This window comes from Psychrilyobacter piezotolerans (genome assembly GCF_003391055.1).
Classification (GTDB): Bacteria; Fusobacteriota; Fusobacteriia; order Fusobacteriales; family Fusobacteriaceae; genus Psychrilyobacter; species Psychrilyobacter piezotolerans.
The window spans coordinates 1-14,482 of record NZ_QUAJ01000045.1 but is presented as its reverse complement, the minus strand read 5'-3'; the positions used below and the strand labels follow the sequence as shown (position 1 = coordinate 14,482).

Annotated in this window: 14 protein-coding genes; 11 read left to right on the top strand and 3 right to left on the bottom strand. The window is 34.8% G+C overall.

Going from position 1 to position 14,482, the window contains the following annotated elements; genetic code table 11:
- Positions 1-440: 440 nt before the first annotated feature.
- The 8 genes from DYH56_RS14855 to DYH56_RS14820 all read left to right on the top strand — a co-directional run bounded on the left by DYH56_RS14855 (position 441) and on the right by DYH56_RS14820 (position 8,050).
- The gene (locus tag DYH56_RS14855; protein WP_114643654.1) at positions 441-1,214 is read left to right on the top strand and encodes an SDR family NAD(P)-dependent oxidoreductase; all 774 of its coding nucleotides are present in this window, start codon (positions 441-443) and stop codon (positions 1,212-1,214) included.
- A gap of 41 nt (positions 1,215-1,255) precedes the next feature.
- Complete coding sequence (locus DYH56_RS14850; protein WP_114643653.1) at positions 1,256-1,813, top strand: chromate transporter; 558 nt, start codon at positions 1,256-1,258, stop codon at positions 1,811-1,813.
- Entirely contained in the window at positions 1,814-2,365 is a 552-nt protein-coding gene (locus DYH56_RS14845; protein ID WP_114643652.1) for a chromate transporter, read from the top strand.
- Between the two features lie 660 nt (positions 2,366-3,025).
- Positions 3,026-4,543, top strand: a complete 1,518-nt coding sequence (locus DYH56_RS14840; RefSeq protein WP_158539178.1) for an ABC transporter substrate-binding protein — start codon at positions 3,026-3,028, stop codon at positions 4,541-4,543.
- An 8-nt stretch (positions 4,544-4,551) separates the two neighbouring features.
- Positions 4,552-5,487: an ABC transporter permease gene (locus DYH56_RS14835; protein WP_114643650.1), complete on the top strand. Its 936-nt coding sequence runs from the start codon at positions 4,552-4,554 to the stop codon at positions 5,485-5,487.
- A 9-nt stretch (positions 5,488-5,496) separates the two neighbouring features.
- On the top strand, positions 5,497-6,303 hold the full coding sequence (locus DYH56_RS14830) for an ABC transporter permease (RefSeq protein ID WP_114643649.1): 807 nt from the start codon (positions 5,497-5,499) through the stop codon (positions 6,301-6,303).
- A gap of 7 nt (positions 6,304-6,310) precedes the next feature.
- Entirely contained in the window at positions 6,311-7,249 is a 939-nt protein-coding gene (locus DYH56_RS14825) for an ABC transporter ATP-binding protein (protein ID WP_114643648.1), read from the top strand.
- 9 nt (positions 7,250-7,258) lie between these two features.
- Positions 7,259-8,050, top strand: a complete 792-nt coding sequence (locus DYH56_RS14820) for an ATP-binding cassette domain-containing protein (protein WP_158539177.1) — start codon at positions 7,259-7,261, stop codon at positions 8,048-8,050.
- 74 nt (positions 8,051-8,124) lie between these two features.
- Here the strand turns inward: DYH56_RS14820 and groL are convergent, their stop codons facing one another.
- Positions 8,125-9,729 carry a chaperonin GroEL gene (gene groL, locus DYH56_RS14815; RefSeq protein WP_114643655.1) on the bottom strand — a complete coding sequence of 535 codons (1,605 nt, stop codon included), beginning with the start codon at positions 9,727-9,729 and terminating at the stop codon, positions 8,125-8,127.
- Between the two features lie 345 nt (positions 9,730-10,074).
- Here groL and thpR point away from each other — a divergent pair, with 345 nt between their 5' ends.
- Complete coding sequence (gene thpR, locus DYH56_RS14810; protein WP_114643646.1) at positions 10,075-10,608, top strand: RNA 2',3'-cyclic phosphodiesterase; 534 nt, start codon at positions 10,075-10,077, stop codon at positions 10,606-10,608.
- A 25-nt stretch (positions 10,609-10,633) separates the two neighbouring features.
- Here thpR and DYH56_RS14805 read toward each other — a convergent pair whose 3' ends face one another.
- Positions 10,634-11,176, bottom strand: coding sequence for an O-acetyl-ADP-ribose deacetylase (locus DYH56_RS14805; protein WP_114643645.1), 543 nt, complete (start codon positions 11,174-11,176; stop codon positions 10,634-10,636).
- A 186-nt stretch (positions 11,177-11,362) separates the two neighbouring features.
- Here DYH56_RS14805 and DYH56_RS14800 point away from each other — a divergent pair, with 186 nt between their 5' ends.
- Together DYH56_RS14800 and DYH56_RS14795 are read left to right on the top strand one after the other, a co-directional pair.
- A complete protein-coding gene (locus DYH56_RS14800) occupies positions 11,363-12,640 on the top strand; it encodes an ArsB/NhaD family transporter (protein WP_114643644.1) in 1,278 nt (425 codons plus the stop codon).
- Between the two features lie 46 nt (positions 12,641-12,686).
- Positions 12,687-14,036 carry a pyridoxal-phosphate dependent enzyme gene (locus tag DYH56_RS14795; protein ID WP_114643643.1) on the top strand — a complete coding sequence of 450 codons (1,350 nt, stop codon included), beginning with the start codon at positions 12,687-12,689 and terminating at the stop codon, positions 14,034-14,036.
- 163 nt (positions 14,037-14,199) lie between these two features.
- Here the strand turns inward: DYH56_RS14795 and DYH56_RS16060 are convergent.
- A partial coding sequence (locus DYH56_RS16060; RefSeq protein WP_158539176.1) for a hypothetical protein occupies positions 14,200-14,482 on the bottom strand: 283 nt, incomplete at its 5' end.

The window sequence follows — 14,482 nt, the reverse complement described above, 5'->3', positions numbered from 1 at the left end:
TCATAAAAAATATGGAGATTTGTATTATTCTTAAATTTTTACAACTTAATATTTTCGAAGAAGCTTATTTTCTAAGCCCCTTTTTATATACATTTTTTTATTCATTTATTTCCTAAAAGTAATTTTTTCTCTAAAAATTCTTTATCATCCAACTAAACTTCTTCTTTTTTACAAATATTCAAATTTATAATTTCCTAGATAATAAAAAAGCAACGTGACGCTGCATCCAGATAGGCATAATCTAAGGTTTTATAATTTTTATCGCAAAATTCTATGTTTACGAATTAAATTATTAGTATTATGCCCTAGATATAATTTCCTAAATAATAATAAAAATTAACAGGCTGATTTTATATAAATTAGCTTCTTTTTTTATGATATAATAAATTTAATAACCGGACCTTCATTACGGTTCATATTTTTAAGATCAGGGAGGAACTTTGAAATACACACTTATAACAGGAGGTAGCTCAGGGATTGGATTGAAATTAGCCCATACCTTTGCCCAAAACAACCATAATCTAATCTTAGTTGCTAGAAACAGAGGTGCTCTATCCCTCCTCAAAGAAAATTTAGAGTCCCTATATAAGATAGATATAAAAATAATACCTTTGGACATATCAGGGGAAACAGGAGCCGTCAGTTTATATGAAACAGTTAAAAAAAAACAATTAGAAGTAGATATCCTTATCAATAATGCCGGGATGGGATACCACGGTGAATTCATAGAAAAAGAGATCCGGTCCGACCTGGATCTGATAAATTTAAATATAGTCACGCCTACCGTTCTTACGAAATTATTTTTACGGGATATGCTCAAAATAGGAAGGGGCAGAGTATTTAATATAGCTTCCACAGCCGGTTTTCACAGCGGTCCCCTTATGAGTGTTTACTACGGGACAAAATCATACCTGTTAAATTTTTCTGAAGGAGTTGCAGAAGAGTTCAGAGACAGCGATATAAGGGTCATCACCCTCTGTCCAGGCCCTACAAAAACTGCCTTTGAAAAGATGGATGGGATAGAAAAGGGACTCTTTAAAAACTTTCATATAGCTGATCCGGAAGATGTGGCAAAATACCTGTATAAAAATATAGATACTAAAAAAGATGTTCTCATCCACGGAAGTTTAAACAAATTTATGATAGCTTTTACAAAATTTATTCCCAGAAAGATAAATTTAAATTTAATAAAGAGGATACAGAAGAAAAAATAGATTTCAGCAGAATTACATTTGATTTTTAAAGGAGTTTTAATATGTTAAAGGAATTGTTTATATCTTTTTTTAAGATAGGTTTATTCACCTTTGGTGGGGGATATGCAATGTTACCCCTTATCGAAAAAGAATTGGTGGAAAAAAGAAGATGGATTACACAGGAGGAACTTATGGAGATGTTTATAGTATCTCAGATGACTCCCGGAACCATAGCTATAAACGCCTCTACATTTATAGGCAGTAAGAAGGCTGGAAAATTAGGAGGATTTGTAGCCTCCCTTGGAATTATATTCCCATCCCTTATAATTATTACCCTGATCTATAATTTTTTAGGGGAGTCTTTTGATAACCCGGTGATTCACAGTATCTTTTTGGGGATCAGAGCCTGTATCATAGGACTTATTGCAAGTTCAACCCTAAAGATCTGCAGGAAAAGTTTTATATCCGGAATGAGTTATATTATTTTTATCATTGCATTTATTCTGTTATTGATATTTGATATCAGTCCTATTTTACTCATTCTCCTTGGAGCACTACTGGGAGCTGTTACTACATTTTTTCTCCCAAGCAGGATAAAATCTATTTTGGAGGTGAAATAGATGGCTTATTTTATAACTCTCCTGAAATTATTTACCATGTATTTTAAAATAGGGCTCTTTAATTTTGGAGGAGGACTGGCTTCTATCCCCCTTTTGCAGAATGAATTAGAAAAAAACGGGTTTATGGGATATGATGAGTTTTTTAATGTATTATCTATATCCCAAATGACCCCCGGTGCCATCGCTATGAATACGGCAACATTCGTAGGAAATAAAGCGGCAGGAATAGGAGGAGCTGTCGTAGCAACATTTGCACTTGCACTCCCGTCTATCATTGTTATTCTGATCTTAGCTAAAGTCTTGCAGCGATTGGAGAAAAATATCTATAAGAGAGCTATTTTTTTTGTTTTAAAATCTCTGACTACAGCTCTAATTTTATATGCAGGATATATGATTGCCCGGGCTACCTGGATCCTTCAAAACAAAGTAGAGATAAAAACAATTATTATATCTATCCTCATGTTTGGAATAGCCTATAAGAAAAAAATCAATCCAGTTATCCTTATCATCTCTTCGGGAGTTTTGGGATATCTTGGATTATATATATTGTAACAAAACTCATATATTCTAACTTATATCTTATTAACTGAACTTTCGCGATGGTGCACGCCTTTAAAACCCTAGAGTTTGACCGCCGGGGCAAACAGCCATAATTTTTCTTTAAAATAATCAAAATACTTTATTTTCAATATAATTTTAAAGAAAATAAGAATTACATCTTAATATTATTGCGAACTTTATAAGCGCGAAACATCAATTATTAATAAATTTAAAAAAGTAGTTTTTCATATGAAAAAACTACTTTTTTTTATTATCTAAGAAATTATAGAAAAATACCTCCCAGCAAGTGACAACGTCACTTCGATTTTTCAGAATCCATCTAAGTAGAAATTTTATTTTTAAAATTATTAAAAAAAAAAATCAAAAAAACATTGATTTTGAAACTAGTTAGTAGTATTATAGGTAGACTTCAGAATAAATTTTTATCCAATAGAGAGAGTTCTTCCTAAAAACAAGGAAGTATTTAAAGATTTACAGATAAATTTTTTCCTAAAGAAATATTCACAGACACAAGTATTAAAAGGGCTAAAGAAAGAAAACCCTCTTAAAAAAATACCTTTAGGAATTTCTAGAAGAATACATTACTAATTTGTACCTTAATAAATGATACTAATTAGTAAGGAAATGAGACTATATTATTTAGGAGGAATTATGAAAAAATTAATAGGTTTATTGGCTGTGTTGATGTTAATGGTTAGTGGTTGCGGGGAGGACAAATCATCCGATGAAAGCAGTCTAAAAACTAAGGCAGATGGCGGAGAGCTTGTTGTTAGAATATCCCAGGACATGGATTTTTTAGACCCACATAAAGCAATAGCTGCAGGAACTTATGAAGTTATGTTTAATGTCTTTGAGGGCTTATTAAAACCAACCAACGAAGGAAAATTAGTGCCCGCTGTGGCAGAATCTTTTGAAATATCAGAAGATAACCTGGTATATACTTTTAAATTAAGGGATGGAATAAAATTCCACAATGGTAAAGATGTGAAAGTGGAAGATATTATATTTTCATTGACCAGGATCAATGGTGATTTCCCAGGAAACTCAGTTGTAAGGGATCTGGCTAAAAATATAAAAGAAATAAAAAAAATAGATGAAAAAACTGTTGCAATAGAATTAAATAAAGTAGACGGAACTATCCTGAGTAAATTTACTACAGCTATCATTCCAGGGGATGTAGTGGATATTGAACAGTCGCCTATTGGAACAGGACCATTTAAATTTATAGAATATCTGCCGGGACAAAAACTTGTCATGGAAAAATTCACAGAATATTGGATAGAGGGGATTCCAACTATAGACAAGGTGGAATTTTCAATTATTAAGGATGAACAGAGTTCCATACTTTCCCTTCAGAGGGGGGAAATAGATCTCTATCCACGTATGGGATCCACTCATATTCCAACTTTGGAAAATACACACAATATAATTGTAACCGAACAGAATCTTATGCAGATCTTATCTTTAAATAATAAGGTGAAACCATTTGATGATCTAAGAATCAGACAGGCAATAGCCTATGCAATGAACCCACAGGAAATCATCGATACACTGGATGCAGGTTTAGGAAAACCCATCGGAACTAATATGAGTCCGGTTATGAAAAATTATTATAATGCTGAAACAGAAGGTGTTTATACACATAATATAGAAAAGGCTAAGAAGTTATTAAAAGAAGCCGGGTATGAAAATGGATTTGAATTTACCCTAAGTCTTCCTACAAACTATCGTTTTCACGCTGACACAGGAGTTATTGTTTCGGAGCAGCTGAAAAAAGTAGGAATAAAAGCAAATTTAGTTGAGGTAGAATGGGGAACTTGGCTAAAGGATATCTATGCAGGTAGAAAATATGAAGGGACAATAATTGCATTGGATGGAAAGATTGAACCCTACGACATATTGAATCGTTATATCAGCACTCATAATAGAAATTTTATGAACTATGACTCTAAAGAATACGATGCAGTTATGAAAAAAATCACTCAAATTACAGATGAGAAAATTAAGATAGACTTATATAAAGAAGCTCAAATGATACTGGCTCAGGATATTCCAGTCGTGTTTATTATGGCACCGGCAGGAATAATTGCAACGGGTAAAGATCTAAGAGGATATACTCCGTATCCTATCTATGTACAGGATATCTCTACCCTTTATTTTGTAAAATAGGAGAAAATATGATTTATTTTATCAAAAGAATTTGTATAATGATCTTCACATTGTTTCTTGTTTCGGTGATATCATTTTCAGTGTTTCAGATAATTCCTGGAGATCCTGCACTTTCAAAATTAGGAATAGAAGCCAGCCAGGAACAAATAGATCTACTGAGAGTAAAGCTTATGCTGGATAAGCCGTTATCCACACAATACATTCATTGGGCAGGAAATATCTTGAAGGGGGACCTGGGAGAATCTATAAGATTTTCAAGACCAATAGAAGAACTTATAGGAGAGAGAATATTCGTTACACTGAGTTTAGGAGTTTATGCCATCTTAATTGCAGTAGTTATAGGGATACCCATTGGAATTTTAAATGCCAAATATAACGATACTAAATTTGGAGCTTTTCTCTCTATATTTTCTCATATAGGCCTTGCTATCCCGGAGTTTTGGCTGGGGATAATCTTTTTAATTGTATTCGGGATAATATTTAAGTTGTTTTCGCTGAAATATATTCCCTTTTCAGAGGATCCCATCTCGTATATCAGGATAATAACCCTGCCGGCTTTTGCCCTTGCTATCTCCAGGATTTCAGTTGTAGCAAGACATATGAAAAATATAATATTGGAAGAACAGGAAAAAGACTATGTAAGAACAGCATACAGCAAGGGACTTTCATCCAATAAAATATATGTTTATCACATCCTTCAAAATGCCCTGATCCCGACAATCACCATAATCGGTATGTTGACGGCAGGGGTATTGGGAGGAGCTATAGTGGTTGAGCAGGTATTTAATTTGCCGGGAATCGGAACCCTTCTAATTAATGGAGTCACTACAAGGGATATACCCTTAGTCCAGGCTATCATAACCTATATAGCTTTGGTCGTGGTAATTATAAATTTTTTAATTGATATATTATATAGAATTGTAGACCCGAGAATATCGATTTAGGAGAATAAAATGAATATAAAAGTTAAAGATCATAATCTCATAATAGGAGGAGGAATATTAATATTCCTTTTGCTTATTATGGGAGTGAGTTTTTTTTATCTGCCCCATTCAGTTACCGAAATAAATACCGGGCTGAAACTTTCCCCACCGAATTCATCCTACCTTTTAGGTACCGATAACTTCGGAAGGGATATCCTGAGCAGGCTCATGAAGGGATCCCAGACTGCTTTTTTGGTGGGGATAATATCTGTCACTATAGGCTGTAGTATGGGAGTTTTTTTGGGAGCAATATCCGGATATTTTGGCGGTAAAATAGATGAAATCATAATGAGAATAATAGATGCCATGATGGCTTTTCCCGGGATTTTATTTGCCCTTATGTTTATCTCTGTATTTGGGGTTGGAATAGAAAATACAATGGTGGCCATAGGAATAATGTCCATACCGACATTTGCCAGGATAACCAGAAGCGGATTCCTCCGGGAAAAAGAATTGGAATATATTAAAGCTGCCAGAGTAAGAGGAGCTTCTAATTTTAGAATTATATATCACCACATCTTACCCAATGTTCTGTCCCCGATAATAGTGGCTGGAACCATGAGTTTTTCAAGTGCCATACTGGCTGAAGCAGCCCTTAGTTATTTAGGTCTCGGAGTACAGGCTCCCAATCCCAGCTGGGGCAGGATGTTAAGTGAATCACAGATGTATTTCATGATCGCTCCTTGGTATACATTGGCTCCAGGGCTAATGATCAGTTTAACTGTATTGGCACTCAATATGCTGGGAGATTTTTTAAGAGGATATCAGAAAGGGTAGGGAAAAGATGACTATTGAAATTAAAAATTTAAATATATATTTTAATGAAAAAACAAAATTACAGGCTGTGAATAATCTTTCATTTTATGTGAAAAAAGGTGAGATTATGGGATTAGTAGGAGAATCGGGATGCGGAAAAAGTCTTACATCCCTATCCATAATGAGACTCCTAGGAAAAAACGCAAGTTTCAGTGGAGAAATTAATTTTTTAGGTAAAAACATTTTAAATCTTTCTAAAAAAGAGATGGGTAGTCTCAGGGGAAGGGAAATTTCCATGATCTTTCAAGAGCCGTTAACAGCCCTAAATCCCCTCCATAGAGTAGGTAAACAAATCGGGGAAATTTTAAAAATCCACACATCTTTATCTAAAAAAGAAATAAAAGAAAAAACTTTAGAACTCATGGAAGAAGTAAATTTAAAGGATTTAGAGGATACATATAAGAAGTTTCCCCATGAACTTTCAGGGGGACAGAGGCAGAGGATAGTTATTGCCATGGCCATAGCATGTGAGCCAAAACTAATAATAGCTGATGAACCTACTACAGCACTGGACGTAAGTACACAGGCTCAAATTATAGATCTATTAAAGGAAATAAATAAAAAAAAGGATAATTCACTTCTTTTCATATCCCATGACTTAGATTTAGTAGGAGACCTGTGCCATAGGATCGCAATAATGTATGCTGGTCATATTATAGAAGTGATAGAGAAGCTGGGAGACGCAAAGCATCCATATACTAAATGTCTTTTAGACGCCATACCAAACCCGCTGCATAAAGGGAAGGACCTTTATTCCATCCCAGGAAGGGTTCCCACCTTATCCGAAAGAGAGAGCGGATGTCCTTTTGTTACCCGGTGTCCCATGGCGAAAAAAAGATGTCATGAAATTTTACCAGAACTTTTAGAAAGAGAGGATGGACATCTGGTTAGATGTTTATATATATAGGTGGAAATGATGGAAAATATAATTGAAATAAAAAATTTGAAGAAGAATTTTGGAAGTTCTAATTTTTTTAAATCTAAGGATTCCAAGGCAGCAGTGGACAATATTTCTTTTGAGATAAAAAAAGGGGAAGTTTTTGGTCTTGTGGGGGAATCAGGATGCGGGAAATCTACAACGGGAAATCTTATAAGTAAGTTGCTCACTGCTGATAGCGGGGAGATAATCTATAAAGGAATAAATATCAATGGATTAAAAGGACGACGAGACCTCAAGGAGATGAGAAAAAATATTCAAATGATTTTTCAGGATCCCTACCATTCTTTAAATCCAAAAAAAAACATAGGGTGGATCTTAATGGAACCTCTGATAATTCATAACCTCTACTCCAAGGATGAAAGAAGAAAAAAAATCTTAGAGATGCTGGAGATAGCAGGTTTCGATGAGAGTTTTTTGAGTAAATATCCTAGTGAGCTTTCAGGAGGACAGAGACAAAGGGTTGCTATCCTTGCGGCTCTTATGTGTGAACCAGATTTTGTTATAGCAGATGAAGCGGTATCTGCACTGGACGTATCGGTTCAGGCACAAATATTAAATTTTATGAAGGAACTTCAAAGGAAAATGGGGTTGACCTATCTTTTTATATCCCATGATTTAAATGTAGTTTATTATATGTGTGACAGGATAGCAGTGATGAAAGAGGGACAGATTGTAGAAATAAATGAAGCTGAAAAATTATATGACAATCCAAAACATCCCTATACCAAATCTCTTTTAGGTGCAATTCCAGGTAAAAAAGCAAGGTGACGTTGCATCCAGACAGGCATAACAATAAAAATAAGAGAACCTAGAAGTATATGCTTCTAGGTTCTCTTTATTTTCTACATCATGGGCATAACAGGAGCCTCCTCCTTAACTATCTCTCCTACCAATACTTCAGTAGTCAGAATAAGGGCCGAGATGGACGCTGCATTTTGTATGGCCGATCTGGTTACCATGGTGGGATCGATTATTCCTCTCTCGATCATATGGACATACTCACAAGTCAGTGCATCAAACCCGATTTCAGAATCTAAATCCATGACTTTTCGGACTATATCTTCACCGTTAAACCCGGCATTTTCAGCTATCTGCCTTAGAGGAGCCAGGAGTGACTTAACTATGATATCTACACCTTGTTTTATCTCTTTTGACTCTCCTAAATCCAAGGTTTTTAATTGCTTGGATATATCTGCCAATACACACCCCCCTCCGGGAACTATTCCCTCTGAGATGGCCGCTTTTGTAGCATTGAGGGCGTCTTCTATCCGGAGTTTTTTCTCCTTTAACTCCGTTTCAGTGGTAGCTCCTACCCGAATCACACCTACTCCCCCAGATAATTTTGCCAGACGTTCCTGTAATTTTTCTATATCATATTCAGAGGTGGATTCACTTATCTGGGTCTTCAATTGCTTTATTCTTGAATAAACTAATCCATCATTTCCCAATCCTCCTACGATAATAGTGCTGTCTTGTGTTATCTTTACCTTGGCAGCACCTCCCAGATGAAGACTTATGGTATCGGATATATTCATCCCCTTCTCATCTGAGATGAGGGTTCCCCCGGTTAGGATGGCTATATCTTCTAAGATGGATTTTCGCCTATCTCCAAAGGCAGGAGGTTTCACCGCTACCACACTTAGGGTCCCCCTTAATTTATTCAGTACAAGGGTATTAAGCACCTCTCCTTCGATATCATCGGCTATGATCAGCAGAGGTCTTCCTCCCTTCATACACTCCTCCAATACTGGCAGGATCTCCTGCATATTTTTTATCTTTTTGTCCGTTATCAGTATATATGGATTTTCTATGATCGCTGTCATTTTTTCTGTATTGGTTGCCATATATGGAGACAGATATCCCTTGTCAAACTGCATCCCTTCCACTACATCCAGGGTAGTCTCTATTGAGCTGGCTTCCTCCACGGTAATTACACCTGTTTCACCAACTTTTTCTATGGCATCAGCTATCAACCTTCCTATGATCTCATCCCCCGCCGATATGGTAGCTACCTGGATGATTTCCTCCTTATTTTCAATGGTTTTACTTCTTTCCTTTAGGAGTTCTACTACCCTATTGGTCGCAAGTTCTATCCCTTTTTTTATAAAAACAGGATTCGCCCCTGCAGACACAACCTTCAAACCCTCTTCTACAATAGCTTGAGCCAGTACTGTGGCTGTAGTAGTCCCGTCTCCTGCCACATCATTGGCTTTTATGGCTACTTCTTTTATCAGTTCAGCTCCCATATTTTCAAAGATATCTTCCAACTCAATCTCCTTTGCGATGGATACCCCGTCATTTGTAATAAGGGGAGGCCCGTACTGCTTCCCCAAAACTACATTTCTTCCCTTGGGTCCCAGGGTAACTTTTATTGTATTTGCCAGGGTATCTACACCTGTTTTCAATTTTACCCTTGCTTCTTCATTAAATTTAAATATTTTTGCCATCTCTCCTCCTGTTTTCTCTCTTTCTTTAATGTCCATAATTTAGTCCTTTTAATCACTCTTTTTCTATTATATCACCTCAAACTAGAAAGAATACTGATTTTTCAAAGAATTTATATATCAAATCACTTTTATCTCAAAATTCTATGTTTATATAGTAAACTAATATCTCAAGGTTCTTAGATTGTGTAATAATCTTTAGAAATCTTGGTGATACCCCTTTGCGGGTAGTATTTTGGTGATGCCCATTGCGGGTATAATTTCCTATATTAAAAAAAATCCGCCTTTGAGATTAAAGGAAAATATTTAATATAATTGTATAAATTAATAAAAGGGAGGGATTAAATTATGGAAAGTGAAAACAAAAAAGACTTATATTTTATTGGTATCCTGCCTCCTGAAAATCTTCTGGCAGAAATAAAGAAATTTAAAAAAGCCTGTATGAAAAAATTTAATTCAAAGCGTGCCCTGAGATTACCAGCCCACATAACCCTGGTTTCCCCCTTTCACAGTGAAGAAGAAAAAATTATTTCTTTAAAGTCTGCCCTGAAAGAAACATTAAAAAAAGATATTGCTGTGGTGTTGAATGGGTTTTCATATTTTGGAAAAAGGGTTATCTATATAGCTGTAGAGGAAAATAAGGAGCTTCTCAGGCTGAAAAAAAATGTAGATGATGAAATTTCAAAAGAACATAAGATAAAATCCAAAGAGGCTGATTTTATTCCCCATATAACTATCGCCTCTAAGGATTTAACGGAAGAAAATTTTACCCTGGCCTGGGAATATTTTAAGGATATAGAGTATAAAAAAAAATTTAAAGCAGAGAAAATAATTATATTTAAATTAAAAGATTCAGGCTGGGAAAAATTTATCTCCCTCTAAAAAATCAATATCTGGAAGATCTATTTTAATTTGAATTATAAAGGCCTAATAATTTTTTATAAATTTTAAATGACTCATCCTCAAAACATACGAGAATAATTTTTTTAATACCTGTATTATCCTTTAAAAACTCCATAATACTTGAAACTGCAATTTCAGCTGCCAGATCTTTTGGAAATCCGTAAACCCCGGTACTGATGCATGGAAAGGCTATAGTTTCTATGTTTTTTTCCACGGCCAGATTCAGGCTGTTTTTATAGCAGCTGGATAAAAATTCCTCAGCTCCGCTTTTTTCACCATTCCATACAGGTCCCACCGTGTGTATTACATAGTCTGCCTCAAGATTCCCCCCAGTTGTTATCACCGCCTCCCCAGTTTTACACCCTCCCTGTCTCTCTCTGATAAGTTTGCACTGATCATCAATTTCCTTTCCACCACCTCTGTGAATTGCACCATCAACTCCTCCCCCTCCAAATAAACCATTGTTGGCTGCATTTACAATTGCGTCAATTTTTAACTTTGTTATATCTCCCTGAATCAATTCAATAATTTTGTATTTTATAGACATAGTCGCTACCCCCAAATTATTTTAAATAAATTATATTTAATTTACGTAAAAAACTCAGCTCCTCCTCTAAAAACAATTCTATATATTTAATCGATCATTCATCCTGTACCCTCCTGAAATTAATTTTAAAGGATAATATTTAAGATCGATGTATAAATTAATTAGAAAATCGAGGAGATGTTGCCCATGAACCCTAATGTTTTAATAGCACTTACAGTATTTATCATAACCTTTTATTTTATCATAACTGAAAAAATACCCAGATCCTCAGCTGCAATTGCCGGGGGAGCTGCTGTGGTATTTTTTAAAGTTATAGATGAACACGAAGCTCTTTATGCTGTCAGCAGCAATATAGAGATCTTAATTTTACTTATGGGACTTATGATCATTGTGAATATAATGGCTGAAACAGGAATATTCCAATGGACAGCAATAAAGATAGCCCAGTCAGCCAAGGGAGATCCCATTAAGATAATGATTTTTTTAGGAATAGTTTCGGCAATAGCATCTGCACTCTTAGACAACGTTACAACAATTCTCCTGATATTCCCAATATCTATCTTGATTGCCGAACAGCTAAAGATAGACTCCCTGCCATTTCTTTTTACCGAAATATTTTCTGTGAATATAGGAGGTGCAGCTACCTTAATCGGTGACCCGCCTAACTTAATTATAGGAACTAAATCAGGTTTAGGATTCAATGATTTCCTCCTTAATATGGGTCCCATTGTAATCATTAATATGATTCTTTTTCTGGCTCTTATGGTGGTTTTTTTCCATAAAAAACTACATGTTTCCAGGATGAATAAAGCTAAGATTATGGAGATGGATGCAGGCAGGATCATACAAGATAAGGTTCTTTTAAAAAAATCTATTCTAGTTTTTATTCTCGTGATGGCTGGATTTGTTTCCAATGTGATTACAGGTATAGGATTAGCCGTAATCTCCATCTCCGGAGCGACACTTTTAATCCTTTTAACAAAAAAAGATCCCGAGGAAATCTATAAACACATAGAGTGGTCAACCTTATTTTTCTTTGCCGGATTATTTATCCTGGTAGACGGCCTTGCTGCTACCGGATTAATCAGTGATGTAGGTGATTTCATCCTGGATGTTACCAAGGGAAATGCAAAGTTTGCCGTTATACTGACTGTGATCTCCTCCACTGTCATTGCTCCCATAATCGGAGTGGTCCCCTATACAATTTCATTTACTAAGATAATAGGAGAGCTCATACCTCAGATGGGAGAAAATACTGCTCCCCTATGGTGGGCACTCTCCATGGGTGTATGTTTCGGAGGGAATATGACCCTGATAGGAGCTGCAGCAAACATTGTAGGAGCTAATATAGCAAGAAAAGCGGGAAAGGAGATAGGATTTTTTCATTTTTTTAAATTTGGAATTATCATTACATTTCAATCCCTTCTTTTGAGTATTGTGTATCTGCTGGTGAGGTATTTTTAAGGTTTTATTGTATAATGCAAGTTGTTAAAAAAAAGGAGGAAACACTATGTTGAAAAGCGGAAAAACCCCCTTATTGAGAGTTCATAAACTTGAAAAATTGTTCGATGTAGGAGAAATTTATATAAAATTAGAGGGTGTAAATCCGGCGGGTCATAAACATGACAGAATAGCGGAAGTTTTAGTAAGAGATGCCATTGCTCATAAATATAAAGGAATTGTTGTAAACGGTTCGGTCAGCTATATTAATTCTGTATTATACTATGCTGATCTGGAAAGTTTAGATATTGTTATTCCATTATTTAAGGGAGAAAGATGGAAAACAGGAAAATTTAAAGATAAAGGCATTCTGGATTTAAGGTCTTTAAAATATGGATCACAATTGGAAATTGTGACAAAAACTGCAGAAGATAAAAATTATTACCTGGCAGCTGAAGGTTATACTAATATTCATATAAGTCAGATAATCCTGGAAAATTTGACAGACGAAATTGTTACAAAGCTGAACTATAAAGTAGATGCCATCTACACACAGTTAAGCTATGGTTATACACTGACAAGTATACACAATTCCTTACTAAAAAAATGGATGAATGGTGAAATTGAAAAATTTCCAAGTGTTATCTGCGGAACTTGGGGAAAAGGAAATGCAGCTTTTAAAAACTTTCAAAGGACTAAAGAGATCAAAAATAACGTTCTTGAAGGATTTAGGAATGAAGAATTATCCAGAAATCATATATTATTAGACAAAGGGTTATTGGAACAAACTTTTTTAGATGTCAATGAAACCGACGGTAAAATTATTTCCATCAATGAAGAACTATTAAAAGAAAGTGTTGAAATTTTAAGACAAAAAGAGCATATAAAGATAAATAAACAGGAAGCGTATTCTTTTGCAGCTTTTTATAAATTAGTTAAAGAGAAAAAGATAAAAAAAGGAAGGCATGTAATTATCCTAAATGAAGGTAAGTGTGTCATAAACGTTGAAAATTTAAATGACTATGATGAGGTTTCCAAAGATAAATTAGTCAAATTAACCCGAGAGTATCTGGTACAATACTCGGATTCTGTACTGGAGACAGAGGATGCAATAAAAAATGCTATTGATAAAGGATTTATATTATTAGCTTCTCGTGACGGTGTCTATGAAGGTGTCTGTGTTATTGTTAATCTGGGATTCGAAGAATTTATACCAAAATATCATTTGGCATATATTGGAGCAAATAAAGCCAGTAAAGGCAGGGGTGTCGGAACTGAATTAATACAGCGTGCTATCGATCTAACCGACGGGAATTTATCACTACATGTGGATTTAGATAATAAAGGGGCTAAAAGACTATATAAAAAGCTCGGATTTAAACATGTTTATAATCGTATGATCTATTGCGGGGAAGTATAGAAGTATTCTATGAACTCCCTCCTTTATTTCCTCCCTCTTTCAATAAAGAGGGAGGAAAGCGATTCTATGGGGATGGAAAAAATAAAGAACCAACAATAAAAAGCTATTTATTATACTTTAAAAGTATGATAAATAGCTTTTTTAATTCCTCATTTATTAATTTTTATTTTATCCCCATTATCTCAAAAAATTCCTCAATAAGTTCTGGCTCAACATTTTCAAATGAAAACCAATTTTTAATTTCTGCATCAGAAACCCCATTATTTATTTTAACGTATTTTATTAACGAAATTAATGTACTTCCTTCATTAGGTTGCAGAAAACATTCTACTCCATTTTCGTTTATATGTAATTTTTCAGATCTAAAATTTAGATATCCGTATTCATATCCTTTTAAAATTTGAATTAATTTTTCTGGGAATAATAAATTTTGGAGGAAAGTCGAT

Coding starts and splice junctions, on each gene's coding strand:
- DYH56_RS14835 (WP_114643650.1), top strand. CDS start 4,552: ATGATTTATTTTATCAAAAGAATTTGTATAATGATCTTCACATTGTTT.
- DYH56_RS14825 (WP_114643648.1), top strand. CDS start 6,311: ATGACTATTGAAATTAAAAATTTAAATATATATTTTAATGAAAAAACA.
- DYH56_RS14805 (WP_114643645.1), bottom strand. CDS start 11,176: ATGTCTATAAAATACAAAATTATTGAATTGATTCAGGGAGATATAACA.
- thpR (WP_114643646.1), top strand. CDS start 10,075: ATGGAAAGTGAAAACAAAAAAGACTTATATTTTATTGGTATCCTGCCT.
- DYH56_RS14850 (WP_114643653.1), top strand. CDS start 1,256: ATGTTAAAGGAATTGTTTATATCTTTTTTTAAGATAGGTTTATTCACC.
- DYH56_RS14795 (WP_114643643.1), top strand. CDS start 12,687: ATGTTGAAAAGCGGAAAAACCCCCTTATTGAGAGTTCATAAACTTGAA.
- groL (WP_114643655.1), bottom strand. CDS start 9,729: ATGGCAAAAATATTTAAATTTAATGAAGAAGCAAGGGTAAAATTGAAA.
- DYH56_RS14800 (WP_114643644.1), top strand. CDS start 11,363: ATGAACCCTAATGTTTTAATAGCACTTACAGTATTTATCATAACCTTT.
- DYH56_RS14845 (WP_114643652.1), top strand. CDS start 1,814: ATGGCTTATTTTATAACTCTCCTGAAATTATTTACCATGTATTTTAAA.
- DYH56_RS14830 (WP_114643649.1), top strand. CDS start 5,497: ATGAATATAAAAGTTAAAGATCATAATCTCATAATAGGAGGAGGAATA.
- DYH56_RS14840 (WP_158539178.1), top strand. CDS start 3,026: ATGAAAAAATTAATAGGTTTATTGGCTGTGTTGATGTTAATGGTTAGT.
- DYH56_RS14820 (WP_158539177.1), top strand. CDS start 7,259: ATGGAAAATATAATTGAAATAAAAAATTTGAAGAAGAATTTTGGAAGT.